Below are 11,886 nucleotides of genomic sequence, written 5' to 3'. Positions count from 1 at the left end.
GGGCTGATCTCGAGGAGATACGAATGACCGCCATTGTCGATATCACGGCGCGCGAAATTCTGGACAGCCGCGGCAATCCGACCGTTGAAGTGGACGTGCTGCTGGAAGACGGCGCCTTTGGCCGCGCCGGCGTGCCTTCCGGCGCTTCGACCGGTGCGCATGAGGCTGTCGAGCTGCGCGACGGCGGCTCCCGCTACCTGGGCAAGGGCGTGCTGAAGGCCGTCGATGCTGTCAACGGCGAGATCTTCGACACCATCGGTGGCCTCGATGCGGAAGACCAGATCCACATCGACCAGACCATGATCGAGCTGGACGGCACCCCGAACAAGGCCCGTCTCGGCGCCAACGCCATCCTCGGCGTGTCGCTGGCCGTTGCCAAGGCTGCTGCCCAGTCCTCCGGCCTGCCGCTTTACCGCTATGTCGGCGGCGCGTCTTCCCGCCTGCTGCCGGTGCCGATGATGAACATCATCAACGGCGGCGCCCATGCGGACAACCCGATCGACTTCCAGGAATTCATGATCATGCCGGTGGGCGCGGAGAACTTCTCCGAGGCGCTGCGCATGGGTGCGGAAGTGTTCCACACGCTGAAGAAGGCCCTGAAGGACGCCGGTCACAACACCAACGTGGGTGACGAAGGCGGCTTTGCGCCGAACCTCGAATCGACCGACGCTGCCATCGGCTTCGTCATGAAGGCCATCGAGAAGGCCGGTTACAAGCCGGGTGAGGACATCTACCTCGCGCTCGACGCCGCTTCCACCGAGTTCTACAAGGACGGCAAGTACGTTCTGGCCGGTGAAGGCAAGACGCTGGACTCGGACCAGATGGCCGCTTACCTCGCCGATCTCTCCGCCCGCTACCCGATCATCTCCATCGAAGACGGCATGGCCGAAGACGACTGGGCCGGCTGGAAGGCCGTGACCGAGCTGTGCGGCAACCGCGTGCAGCTGGTGGGCGACGACCTGTTCGTGACCAACACCAGCCGCCTGCGCCAGGGCATTGCCAGCGCCACCGCCAACTCGATCCTCGTGAAGGTGAACCAGATCGGCTCCCTGACCGAGACGCTGGACGCCGTGGAAACCGCCCACAAGGCCGGTTACACCGCCGTCATGTCGCACCGTTCGGGCGAAACCGAGGACGCAACCATTGCCGACCTCGCCGTTGCCACCAACTGCGGCCAGATCAAGACCGGCTCGCTGGCCCGTTCCGACCGGCTTGCCAAGTACAACCAGCTGCTGCGCATCGAGCAGGAACTGGGCTCCCAGGCCCGTTTCGCCGGCCGCTCCATCCTGAAAGCTTGATTGGCCTGAAGGCCTGATTGGCCTGACGGTTTGATCAGTCTGAAGGAAAGCTGAGTTTGAAGCCCCCGGAACCGGAAGGTTCCGGGGGTTTTTGTTTCTGACTGTTCTCATTCTGGCTATGGAGGCGGTATGTTTTTTGCTCTGCCTTGCCACTTGCCGCAGTGTCGCCCCGGCCTTTGAGCCGGGGCCCACTCATTTGCAGAGAGATGCCAAAATCTGCTGAAGGTGAGAAACGGATGGTCTCATGCGCCTGCTGCGCCTTCGCGGTTCATTTCACCGCTCTGAAAGCGAGTAGTCCCCGGGTCTGCGCTCCGCTCCGCCCGGGGCGGCGCCGGATTTGTGGCATCGGGCAGAAATTAATGCGGAACCCAGATCAGGTTCTTCCTCATTCCACCGCGAACAGGCTGATCACCACGCCCTTGCCGAGCCTGGCGCCGCGGCTGACGAAGATGGTGCGGTTGACCCATTGATAGCGCGGGTCGCCGGTTTCGAGCCTTGCGGAGGAGCGCATGTAATAGGCGTCGGGGGACACATCGCCGCCTTTGGCAAGCTCTGCCATCACATCCGCCGGGCCATGGCGGAAGCCGCTGTCGCGCATTTCGATGAGGGCGCCGTCTTCCGTCTCGAAGGCGTAGCGGGCATCAAGCACCGCCAGCCCGCCCTCATGCAGCGTCAGCCAGTCCGCGCCCAGATTGAGAATGCGGCCGTTGAGGCGGGGGCCGGAGACCGTGCCGCCGGTGATCTGCATGATCTTGCGCTCGCCGCCTCTGCCTTGCCCCATGGCGCGGGGCGGTGCGACCTCGACCCTGAGATCGCACACGTGCACAAGGCGGGGCGCCGCCAGGGCAGGGGATTCTGGGGCAGGGGATTCGCGGCTCATGTCTTCCGGCGTGCGGCTGGTCATCTGCGGCTTCCTTCCAGAGGTTCAGACGGGCGCCGACACAGGCGCCGGGGCGGGCACCCTTGCGCCTTCGGCAATCATCCGCGGGGCGGCGTTGAGGGCGTCCTTGGCAAAGCCGGCAGCGGCCTTGTAGGCGCCCATGAAGCTGGCGCGCTCTTCCGGCGGAATCACGTCATCGATGTTGTCAAAGTCGCCGCCACAGCGCTCGTCCACCATGTTGAGAAGGCCGAAGGGGCCAGCCCCCCGGTTGCGCAGGATGAGCTGCGAGACGGGGCCGCAGAGCTTTTCGTCAAAGGCGGAAAGCGCCTCCGGCGTGACGCCATGGGCCAGCATCATGACACCGAGCGTGCGGGCATCGATGATGGCCTGGCTCGCGCCATTGGAGCCGGTCGGATACATGGCGTGGGCCGCATCGCCCATCAGCGCCACCGGGCCATCCACCCATGTGTCCACCGGGTCCCGGTCGATCATCGGGTTTTCATAGGCGACATCCGCACCGCGCAGCAGCGCCGGAACGTCCATCCAGTCATAGGTCCAGTCAGCGAAGTGATGGAAGAAATCCTCTACCTCAACCTGACGGAACCAGCCGGTGGCATCGCGCTTGCTGATGTCGTCATAGGTGACTTCGGCAATCCAGTTGATGCGGGCAAGGCCGGTCTGAGGATCAACGGGCGAAATCGGATAGATGACCATGCGGTGCCGGTGCGAGCCGAGGCCGATGAAGGACGAGCCGGTGCGCACCGGCTTTGCCATCGCCGTGCCGCGCCACATGACAGCGCCGCCCCAGTGGATCGGCGGCTGATCCGGGTGCATCTGCGCACGCACGGCCGAATGGATGCCGTCAGCGCCAATCAGCAGCGTGCCTGTTTCTTCACTGGCGGAGCCATCCGCATGGCGGAGCAGGGCGGTGACAGTGCCATCCGGGTTCTTGCGGTAGCCGGTGACCTTCGCCCCCAGAATGGCTGCCTCTTCACCTGCGCGGGCGCGGAAGGTTTCAAAGAGCAGCATGTGCAGCTCGCCCCGGTGCACGGCATATTGCGGCCAGTTGTAGCCGGCCTCCAGCCCGCGCGGTTCGGCGTAGATTTCCTGGCCATTGCGCCCCACAAGCGCCCATTCACGCGCCGGAACGCCCACCTTGTCCAGCATGTCCGCCGTGATGCCGAGATCGAACAGCTCGCGCACAGCATTGGGCTGGATGTTGATGCCGACGCCCAGCGGCTTCAGCTCGCGCACGGATTCAAACACCTTGCAGCGCACGCCGATCTGATGAAGCGTCAAGGCCAGCGCCATGCCGCCAATTCCGCCGCCTGCGATCAGGACCAGAGGTTCCGTCACCCGCATTCCTCCCCGAGATTGCTTTTGGCAAGGGGTATAGCGGGAGCAGGGCGAAATGGGAATGGATTTGGCGGGGAGGGGCCGTTCTACCGGTGTTGAGGCATGGTTGCCGGATCGCGCGCGCCATGCCGAAGACCGATGATCACAACTGCGTCTGAGTGAATTTCGTAGAAGATGACATATGGATAAGGCCTTGCCACGATGCGGCGCAGACCTGCAGAACTTGTTATAATTCCGCTTCGCGGATAATCGGCAAGGAGACTTAAAATCGCTGCGATACGCGCTTTGACCCGGGCTGCCGCAAAAGGATCCTCATGGTCTATCTGAAAGAGGATTTCCTCAAATTCCGCCAACGCCTGCGGTGTAAACTTCAGCTTCACAGGCCGTGTTTCGCCCAGACTGCGCGAACATGATCGTCAGACGCAAACTCACCACGCGCTGCCTGTGACCGGGATACGGATAAAGACGCAATTTCCTCCGGATCCAATTCGTAAACAGCCATATCGTCTTCCGAACCGGCAAGGCTTAGAAGCAGGCGTGCAAGCTCATCCTGCTGCTCAGGCGGAAGCCGGCGGACTTGATCAAGGGCTTGTTCAAGAAGCTTGGTCATTCTTGGAGTATGATCGTTTTCTTCAGAGAATGGAAGAAAGAAGGCGGTTTCAATCGTGCCGGCGGACCTGCCGGAAATACTCCAAGATCCTACGCATCGCCGGGGGAAGGGCGTCCGGTGAGACCCAGCTGAGGGCTGATACCTCGTCAGGATTGGCAAGAAGCGCGCCGGACGGGTTCGCAAAGAGATAGCGCAGATCGATATGGATATGCGCCGGCTCGTTTTTCTTCCTGTTTTCAGGGATGCCGTGGACATCGATATCGATGGGAAGCCTATCCTGCAGCTGCGCGGCGAGACCGGTTTCTTCGGACAGTTCTCTGGCAGCAGCGTCAGGGGGCATTTCTCCGGCATCGATGTGGCCGCCGGGAAACAGCAGTTTTCCGAGCGTGAGATGCTCCACCATCAGGACTTTGCCATCCTGCAGCAGCACGGCACTTGCGGTCACATGCGCCGGAACCGTCGACCGGGCGGTCATATCCGCATCGCTGCGCCAGAGCCGGTCAATGACGGAAAGCTCTTCCAGACGCGCCGGATGGGCCGCGCAGAAGGCGCTGATCAGGTCTTTGATTTCGGTATTATGGTTTGAAAACAAGGCTCTGGCTCCACAGTCCGGACGGGTCATTCAGCGGGCCGCGATGGCCTTTAGAATGGCAGCAGACGGCGCAACTGTCGCGATCTTGCCGTCCATATAGGCCAGCGAGACACGGGCATGTTCTTCGTCATAGGAGGCCGTGCAGTCGCGGGCGATGGTGACGCGCAGATCGCGCTGATAGGCATCGATGGCGCTCATGCGGACGCAGGCATGGGTGTTGATGCCGCACAGAACCACATGCCCGGCGCCCATATGCGCCAGCCGGTCTTCAAGGTCTGTCCGGAAGAAAGCGCTGTAGCGCTTCTTGACAATGACCACATCTCCGGGCCGCCAGTCGAGATCCGCATGAAGCTGCGCGCCGCGCGTGCCCATGATGGTGGCCTTGATGTTGCGCTCACGCATTTCGGCAAAGGCATCGCTGAGGCCGGGCTCAAACTCCTGACGCACCCAGACGACGGGAAGCCCGGCCATCCGGAAGGCAGCGGCCAGCCGGTTGGTCTGCGCAATCAGCTCCGCCGTTCGCCCGGCGTCCCAGCTGTCGAGAAAGTCGTTGAGCAGATCGATGATGATGAGACAATGTGAAGCCATGGCGCGAAACAACCGCAGCACCGTGTCATCCATGTGACGGGAGGCATGTGACAGGCGGCGTCGCTTCGGCGCCAATCCCACCGCATATAGATAAGTTCCATAATATATCTTATCCGACATTTGTATATGCCAAGGGTGCCTTTCATTCTGCCAAAGGCCTGCGCGCTGTGACGGTGCAACACTCCGCTCACGCCGGAACAAACAACAAGCATCCCGGCTCTCCGGTCCCGGCTCGCGCTGCGCTTGGCCGGGATGACGATGGAAAGGTGCTGTATGAGACAGCTCACTCTTCCATTCCCTCCACGTTCTGGAAGGCGGCATCCTGCAAGGCGGCGCGGGCGGCGGAGATGGAGTGGCCGGCGCGGCACATGGCGGCCATGTCCTTGCGGTCCTTGTCGCGGCGGGTTTCCGGGCTCTCGTCCTGGTGGCCCTTGCGCCACGGCCCGAGCCTGCGGCGCTGCGCAAAGCGGCGGGCGGCGCTGGCGTCCGACGTTTCGTCCTGATCCAGCACCGCATCGATCATCTGACGCGCCACACCTTTGGCCCCCAGTTGCGCGGCGATCTTGCGTGTGGAGGCTCCCTTGCGGCGCAGGCTGGCGAGTTTGGTTTCGGCAAAGCTGCGGTCGTTCACCAGACCGCTGCGGCTGCACTTGTCCAGCACCGCCTCGATCATCGGCGCATAGACGCTTGCATCCGTACCATGGTGGCGGGCGGCGCGGGCCACCTTGCGCTCCAGCACAAGCCGCAGATTGGCCAGTGACGTGGCATAGCGCTCCAGATAGGCCAGGGCCTGCCGCGTGAGGCGTTCCTCTGTCGGAATGCGCGGCGCCCGGCGTTGTGCCTTGCCGCCAGCGGACCTTGTAGACAAGGGCCTTGCAGACGCCGGGCTTTCGTCACTGCGGCCGTCTGTCCGGGCGCTGGCCGGACGGTCCTGCGCGCCGTCATCGGCCATGAAGCCCTCCGAAAATCCGTTTCATGCCAATCAAGATATTGGAAACATTGGATTTTTCAAGGATAAAATGGTCGCGTCTGACCGGAGGGCATCAGTGCCCTCCTCCGCCGCCAGAGTTCAGTTTCGGCTTTTCGACAAAGAAGATGGCGGCCAGCAGGCAGATGAACAGCAGGGTCAGCAGCATGAACATGTCGATGAAGGACATGATGAAGGCCTGCTGGGTGACCATGCCCTTCACCGCATTGAGGGCCGCCGTGGGGCCTGCATCGCCCAGCGGCGCATAGGCCTGCGTCAGCATGGACATGGTTTCCTGCACCGGCTCACGGGCGCCATTGACGCTTTCGGCCAGGCGCTCGTAGTGGAAGTCACGCCGTTCGGTCAGGAAGGAGTTGATCAGCGCAAGGCCCACGGCACCGCCGAGGTTCCGCGTCAGATTGAACAGGCCGGAGGCGTTCTTGATCATCTGCGGCGGCAGCATGCCGAGGGCAATGTTGTTGATCGGCACCATGCACAGCATCAAGGAACAGCCGCGCAGGATCTGCGGCAGCAGCAGTTCGTAGAAATCCCAGTCCTGCGTCAGACCGGTGACCAGATAGGTGCCAAGGGCAAAGCCGCCGAAGCCGATGCCCATCATCACGCGCGGATCGAGCACGCTCATCAGCCGTCCGGCGATGGGCGCTGTCAGGAACATGGCAAGGCCGCTGACGAACATGGTCTCACCGATCTGCAGTGCGGTGTAGCCGCGGATGCCGGAGAGATAGACCGGATAGAGATAGGTCAGGCCATAGAGCCCGATGCCCATGACGAAGCTGAACAGGCTGCCCATGGCGAAGTTCTTGTTGCCGAAGGCGCGCAGGTCCGCCACCGGCTCATCCACGGTGAAAGCCCGGTAGAAGAACAGCAGCGCGGCGGCACCCGAGAGCACGGAGAACAGGACGATGTGCTCGCTCTGGAACCAGTCGTCGTTGGTCCCCTCCTCCAGCACATATTCGAGCGAGCCAAGGAACACCGCCATTGCGGCAAAGCCGGTCCAGTCGAACTTGTCGAGAAGGCTCATGTCCGGCTCGTCGAAGTCGATCAGCGAAATGGCGGCAATCGTCACGAAGATGCCGGGAATGACGTTGATCAGGAACAGCCAGTGCCAGGACATGAAGTCGGTGAGATAGCCGCCCAGCGTCGGGCCGATGGTCGGGGCCAGCGTTGCGACGAGGCCGATGATCGGCGACACGATGCTGAATTTCTCACGCGGGAAGATCAGATAGGCCGTCGCAAACACGGTGGGGATCATGCCGCCGCCGAGAAAGCCCTGCAGCGTGCGCCAGAGGATCATTTCGTTGATCGTCGTGGCCGTGGCGCACATGAAGCTCATGGCGGTGAAGCCGCCGGCGGAGATGGCAAACATCCAGCGGGTCGAGAGCATGCGCGACAGATAGCCGGACAGCGGAATCATGATCACTTCGGCGATCAGATAGCTGGTCTGCACCCACGGAATCTCATCGCTGGAGGCGCCAAGCCCGGCCTGGATCTCCGACAGGGAGGCCGAGACGATCTGGATGTCCAGGATCGCCATGAACATGCCGAAGACCATGCACAGGAAGGTCAGCATCCTGCGTGGGGTCACGACGGGTTGGGCCGGAACGGCCATCGTTGCGTCTGTCATGTTGCGTCCGCCGCCCTTCTGGGGCGCCCGCTGTCAGCGGGCGCTCGCGGTCTCGCTGCCGGGAAGGCCCGTGATCCGCGTGCCGGTGCGGGTATCGACTTCCACGACCACCGACATGCCGGGGCGCAGCACGGAAGCGCCCTCTTCGCTTACCGGAACGGAAATGCGCACCGGCACGCGCTGCACCACCTTGGTGAAGTTGCCCGTGGCATTTTCGGACGGCAGCAGGCTGAAGACGGAGCCGGTCGCCGGGGACAGGCTCTTCACGGTGCCGTGCAGCTCAAGCTCCGGGTAGGCATCGACGGTCACCTTCACCGAAGCGCCGGGCTGGATGGCATCCAGCTGGGTTTCCTTGAAATTGGCGTCAATACGGGCATCGGCCAGCGGCACGATGGAGGCGACGCGGCTGCCGGTCTGCAGCAGCGAGCCCACCTGCGCCGCCCGGTTGCCGACGACACCGGAAACCGGCGCCCGCACCACGGTGAAGTCCAGATCCCGTTCGGCCTTTTCCAGCGCCGTGCGGGCGGAGGCAATGGCTTGCTCGGCTTCCTTCTTCTGGCTCTCCAGCACGGCCACGTTGGCTTCGGCGACCGAGACGGCCGCCTTGCTGCTGGCAACCGTGGCGGAGGCGTCGCGCATGTTGGCAAGCGCCGTGTCCAGAGAGGCCTGGCTCGACACCTTGCCCGCGGTCAGTTTCACCTGGCGCTCGTAACTTGCCTTTGCCTCGATGTCGCGGGCTTCAGCCGCTTCGACAGAGGCCCTCGCCTGCTCGACGGAGGCTTGGCTGGCGATGATCTGGCGGGCGATACGCTCCACCGTCGCTTCGGCGCTGGCCACATTGTCCTTTGCGGACTGCACGGCCAGCCGGTAATCGCCGTCATCAATGCGGGCGATCACCTGCCCTGCGTCCACATGCTGGTTGTCGGCCACCTCGATGCTGGCGACATAGCCCGACACCTTGGACAGAACCGTGGTGATATCGGCCGAAACATAGGCATCATCCGTCGAGGCCATGAAGCGGCCATGGGTCCACCAGCCATAGCCCTCATAGGCCCCGGCAGCGGCGGCAAGAAGCAGGATGACCCGCATGACCTTGCCCGCCTTGCCCTTCTTCTTCGGCGTGCTGCCACCCTCGCCGGCCTGCTGGCCGGTGGCAGGCTGCGGGTCTCCCTGGGCATTCCGGGCACGGGTGGGGGATGGTGCTTCCGGGCTGCCAGCGGGAGACCCGCTGCCATCCGCCGCGGGTGCAGCCGCGCGGCGTTCCTCTCCGCTGCCGGTGGGGGTACCGGACGCGGGAGATTGGGTTTCAGTCTTGAGAAGTGTGGCAGTGCTGGTCACGGCGGGGGAGCCTTCGTTGTGTGCCTTTCGCACATAAATAGTTTGACTGAACGGTTCGGTCAATAGATGATTTGAAAAGACAGCCCTCCGGAACAGGGTTCCTCCCCCGCTGAAATCACGGCATCTTCCGGGTGGAATTTGACAGAGGGCCCTTCACGAACCTACGTAGGGGCAACGCCGCTGCAACAGAGCTGAAACGGATCATGACTGCACAGGATGCCCAGGTGGACGGAGACAAGTCCGGCCAGCCCGCCAATGCCAAACGCCACCAGATTCTGGACGGCGCACGCCGTGTGTTCCGCGCCAATGGCTTTGACGGGGCGAGCATGGAAACCATCGCCCGTGAGGCCGGGGTGTCGAAGGGCACGCTCTATGTCTATTTCGACAGCAAGGAAGCCCTGTTCAAGGCGCTGATCCTGAAGGACCGGCAGCTTCAGCCCGAGCATTGCATCACGGATCTGGATGACAGCGCGCCGCTTGAGGACGCGCTCATGCGGCTTGGCATCGTCTATCTTTCACGGATGATCCTGCCCGAAACCATCTCGACCCTGCGCATGGTGATGGGGGCATCGGAGAAGTTCCCCGAATTTGGCGCCCTGCTCTATGAGGAAGGCCCGAAGAAGGGCATCCGCCACCTGAAGCAGTTCCTGCTGCACCGGCACGAAATCGGCCAGATCACGGACTGCGATCTGGAACTGGCGGCGAGCCAGTTTCTGGATCTTTGCATCTCCGGCACCATGCGCCGCATGCTGCTGACCTCAGGCTCGGCGCCCTCTCAGGCCGAGCAGCAGGCAATCGTCGCCTCAGCCGTACGCGTGTTCATGAAGTCCTATGCGATGAGCAAAGCCTGACAGGAGCTTGAGCCCGGTCAGTCCGAAGAGCCGGGCGCCGCTCCCCCGCCTGCCAGCTTGATCACCATGCCGTCATAGGCAGGTTCCACATGCGGCGGAAGCTCACGGCAGAGCGTGGCATAGTCCATGTCGTTGTGCATGTTGGTGAGGATCGCCCGCGCCGGCTTCAGGCTGGCGATCCAGTGCAGCGCATCGTCCAGCGAGAAATGGCTGGGATGCGGCGTGCGGCGCAGGGCATCGATGATGAACAGCCGCAGACCGGCGAACCGCGCCACTTCGCTTTCGGGAATCTCTGACACATCAGGTAGATAGACCACGTCCTGAAAGCGGAACGCGAGGGAATCGATTTCCCCGTGATGCACCCGGATGGGCTGGAAGGCGATCGGTCCGCCTGCTCCGCCAATCACGGTTTCCTCTCCTGCCGCCAGCCGCCGCTCGTCCAGGATCGGCGGATAGGAGGAGCCGGGCGGTGTGGTGAAACAGTAGTCGAAGGCCTCATGCGCGCGGGCCGAGGTGGGCTCGTCCATGTAGACGGGCACCTTCATGCGGTTGCGCAGCGCCAGCATCCTGAGGTCATCGATACCATGCAGATGATCTGCATGGGCATGGGTGTAGATCACCGCATCCAGATACCCTGCCCCGGCGTCGAGCAATTGAGCGCGCATGTCCGGCCCCGTATCAATGAGAACCGTTGTCTCGCCCCCCTCGCCTTTCTGGCGCACCAGCAGGGCGCAGCGGCGGCGGCGGTTGCGCGGCTCGGCCGGATCACAGCGTCCCCAGTCGTCACCAAGGCGCGGCACGCCCCCTGATGATCCGCAGCCGAGGATGGTGATCTCCAGCTCTGCGCTCATTCTGCCTCCGGCCGTTTCGCCTTGGTGAAGAGACGGAAGAAGTTGTCCGTCGTCTGCCGGGCCATGTCTTCCGCGCTCACGCCATGCACTTCGGCAAGGATCTGGGCGGTGAAGGCCGTATAGGCCGGCTCGTTGCGCTTGCCGCGCCAGGGCTGCGGGGCGAGATAAGGCGCATCGGTTTCAACCAGCAGCCGGTCACGCGGCACGCTGGCGGCAATCTCGCGGATCTCCTCCGAGCGCTTGAAGGTCAGAATGCCGGAGAAGGAAACATAAAGCCCCAGCTCCACGCCGCGCCGGGCCAGCTCCGGGCCGGAAGAGAAACAGTGCAGCAGCGCCGGGAAGGCCCCCTTCCCCATTTCCTCGGTCAGGATCGCCATCATGTCCTCATCCGCATCGCGCGAATGGATGACCAGCGGCAGCTGGGTGCGGCGGGCGGCCTCGATATGGGTGCGAAGCCCCTGCGCCTGCGAGGCCCGCGGTGCCTTGTCGTAGAAGTAATCGAGCCCTGCTTCCCCGATGGCAACGACCTTGGGATGCTGGGCCAGCTGCACCAGTTCGTCCGCCGTGACGTCCAGTTCCTCGTGAGCATTGTGCGGATGGGTGCCGACCGAGCAATAGACGCTGTCATAGGCTTCCGCGATGGCCAGCACCTGCGGGAACTTGCGCACCCGGGTGGAGATCGTGACCATCAGCTTCACGCCAGCCGCGTGGGCGCGTGCAATCACCTCGTCCCGTTCGGCCTCGAAGTCGGGAAAATCGAGATGGCAGTGGCTGTCGACAAGCATGGGAAAGCCTTGGGGGAACCTTGTGGATAACATGCGGGCAATCCATGTGGAGAACCGGTGCCCTCCCCTGTGGATCAACCTCGGAACTCTTTGAAAGAGCGGGGATTTCCCCGCTCTCTCGCATT

General features: G+C 63.1%; 13 protein-coding genes. 2 read left to right on the top strand and 11 right to left on the bottom strand.

Annotated features, from left to right (window positions below):
* Positions 1 to 23: 23 nt before the first annotated feature.
* Positions 24 to 1,298 (top strand): phosphopyruvate hydratase, encoded by a 1,275-nt coding sequence (eno, locus tag IF10I1_RS15425; RefSeq protein ID WP_019965637.1) that lies wholly within the window; start codon positions 24 to 26, stop codon positions 1,296 to 1,298.
* A 385-nt stretch (positions 1,299 to 1,683) separates the two neighbouring features.
* Here eno and IF10I1_RS15420 read toward each other — a convergent pair whose 3' ends face one another.
* The 9 genes from IF10I1_RS15420 to IF10I1_RS15380 form a co-directional block, all read right to left on the bottom strand.
* Complete coding sequence (locus IF10I1_RS15420; protein ID WP_186393451.1) at positions 1,684 to 2,202, bottom strand: DUF3237 domain-containing protein; 519 nt, start codon at positions 2,200 to 2,202, stop codon at positions 1,684 to 1,686.
* 21 nt (positions 2,203 to 2,223) lie between these two features.
* Entirely contained in the window at positions 2,224 to 3,540 is a 1,317-nt protein-coding gene (locus tag IF10I1_RS15415) for a flavin-dependent oxidoreductase (protein WP_371328560.1), read from the bottom strand.
* An 80-nt stretch (positions 3,541 to 3,620) separates the two neighbouring features.
* Positions 3,621 to 3,914 (bottom strand): type II toxin-antitoxin system RelE/ParE family toxin, encoded by a 294-nt coding sequence (locus IF10I1_RS15410; protein WP_186393449.1) that lies wholly within the window; start codon positions 3,912 to 3,914, stop codon positions 3,621 to 3,623.
* The gene (locus tag IF10I1_RS15405) at positions 3,911 to 4,144 is read right to left on the bottom strand and encodes a hypothetical protein (RefSeq protein ID WP_123194284.1); all 234 of its coding nucleotides are present in this window, start codon (positions 4,142 to 4,144) and stop codon (positions 3,911 to 3,913) included. Before IF10I1_RS15405 ends, IF10I1_RS15410 begins: the two co-directional genes overlap by 4 nt.
* Before the next feature lie 49 nt (positions 4,145 to 4,193).
* On the bottom strand, positions 4,194 to 4,766 hold the full coding sequence (locus IF10I1_RS15400; protein ID WP_186393448.1) for an NUDIX hydrolase: 573 nt from the start codon (positions 4,764 to 4,766) through the stop codon (positions 4,194 to 4,196).
* Positions 4,767 to 5,324, bottom strand: a complete 558-nt coding sequence (locus IF10I1_RS15395; RefSeq protein WP_208977418.1) for a cysteine hydrolase family protein — start codon at positions 5,322 to 5,324, stop codon at positions 4,767 to 4,769.
* A gap of 283 nt (positions 5,325 to 5,607) precedes the next feature.
* Positions 5,608 to 6,276: a regulatory protein RecX gene (locus IF10I1_RS15390; protein ID WP_186393447.1), complete on the bottom strand. Its 669-nt coding sequence runs from the start codon at positions 6,274 to 6,276 to the stop codon at positions 5,608 to 5,610.
* Positions 6,277 to 6,367: 91 nt separating this feature from the next.
* Positions 6,368 to 7,936, bottom strand: coding sequence for a DHA2 family efflux MFS transporter permease subunit (locus IF10I1_RS15385; RefSeq protein ID WP_186393446.1), 1,569 nt, complete (start codon positions 7,934 to 7,936; stop codon positions 6,368 to 6,370).
* Between the two features lie 33 nt (positions 7,937 to 7,969).
* Positions 7,970 to 9,274, bottom strand: a complete 1,305-nt coding sequence (locus IF10I1_RS15380; RefSeq protein ID WP_208977419.1) for an HlyD family secretion protein — start codon at positions 9,272 to 9,274, stop codon at positions 7,970 to 7,972.
* Positions 9,275 to 9,477: 203 nt separating this feature from the next.
* Between IF10I1_RS15380 and IF10I1_RS15375 the strand changes: the two genes are divergently transcribed.
* Positions 9,478 to 10,125: a TetR/AcrR family transcriptional regulator gene (locus IF10I1_RS15375; RefSeq protein ID WP_186415499.1), complete on the top strand. Its 648-nt coding sequence runs from the start codon at positions 9,478 to 9,480 to the stop codon at positions 10,123 to 10,125.
* Positions 10,126 to 10,142: 17 nt separating this feature from the next.
* Here IF10I1_RS15375 and IF10I1_RS15370 read toward each other — a convergent pair whose 3' ends face one another.
* Together IF10I1_RS15370 and IF10I1_RS15365 are read right to left on the bottom strand one after the other, a co-directional pair.
* Complete coding sequence (locus tag IF10I1_RS15370; RefSeq protein WP_186393444.1) at positions 10,143 to 10,976, bottom strand: MBL fold metallo-hydrolase; 834 nt, start codon at positions 10,974 to 10,976, stop codon at positions 10,143 to 10,145.
* Entirely contained in the window at positions 10,973 to 11,761 is a 789-nt protein-coding gene (locus IF10I1_RS15365) for a TatD family hydrolase (protein WP_122520087.1), read from the bottom strand. Before IF10I1_RS15365 ends, IF10I1_RS15370 begins: the two co-directional genes overlap by 4 nt.
* Positions 11,762 to 11,886: the final 125 nt, after the last annotated feature.

Origin of the sequence: Pannonibacter sp. I15F10I1 (assembly GCF_900185665.1) — a bacterium.
Taxonomy (GTDB): Bacteria; Pseudomonadota; Alphaproteobacteria; order Rhizobiales; family Stappiaceae; genus Pannonibacter; species Pannonibacter indicus.
The sequence above is the reverse complement of the archived record's forward strand: the minus strand, read 5'-3'. Positions and strand labels throughout refer to the sequence as shown.

What these genes read in the sequence shown, in the direction of transcription:
- eno (WP_019965637.1), top strand. Translation starts at nt 24, where the DNA reads ATGACCGCCATTGTCGATATCACGGCGCGCGAAATTCTGGACAGCCGC.
- IF10I1_RS15420 (WP_186393451.1), bottom strand. Translation starts at nt 2,202, where the DNA reads ATGACCAGCCGCACGCCGGAAGACATGAGCCGCGAATCCCCTGCCCCA.
- IF10I1_RS15415 (WP_371328560.1), bottom strand. Translation starts at nt 3,540, where the DNA reads ATGCGGGTGACGGAACCTCTGGTCCTGATCGCAGGCGGCGGAATTGGC.
- IF10I1_RS15405 (WP_123194284.1), bottom strand. Translation starts at nt 4,144, where the DNA reads ATGACCAAGCTTCTTGAACAAGCCCTTGATCAAGTCCGCCGGCTTCCG.
- IF10I1_RS15400 (WP_186393448.1), bottom strand. Translation starts at nt 4,766, where the DNA reads ATGACCCGTCCGGACTGTGGAGCCAGAGCCTTGTTTTCAAACCATAAT.
- IF10I1_RS15395 (WP_208977418.1), bottom strand. Translation starts at nt 5,324, where the DNA reads ATGGCTTCACATTGTCTCATCATCATCGATCTGCTCAACGACTTTCTC.
- IF10I1_RS15390 (WP_186393447.1), bottom strand. Translation starts at nt 6,276, where the DNA reads ATGGCCGATGACGGCGCGCAGGACCGTCCGGCCAGCGCCCGGACAGAC.
- IF10I1_RS15385 (WP_186393446.1), bottom strand. Translation starts at nt 7,936, where the DNA reads ATGACAGACGCAACGATGGCCGTTCCGGCCCAACCCGTCGTGACCCCA.
- IF10I1_RS15375 (WP_186415499.1), top strand. Translation starts at nt 9,478, where the DNA reads ATGACTGCACAGGATGCCCAGGTGGACGGAGACAAGTCCGGCCAGCCC.
- IF10I1_RS15370 (WP_186393444.1), bottom strand. Translation starts at nt 10,976, where the DNA reads ATGAGCGCAGAGCTGGAGATCACCATCCTCGGCTGCGGATCATCAGGG.
- IF10I1_RS15365 (WP_122520087.1), bottom strand. Translation starts at nt 11,761, where the DNA reads ATGCTTGTCGACAGCCACTGCCATCTCGATTTTCCCGACTTCGAGGCC.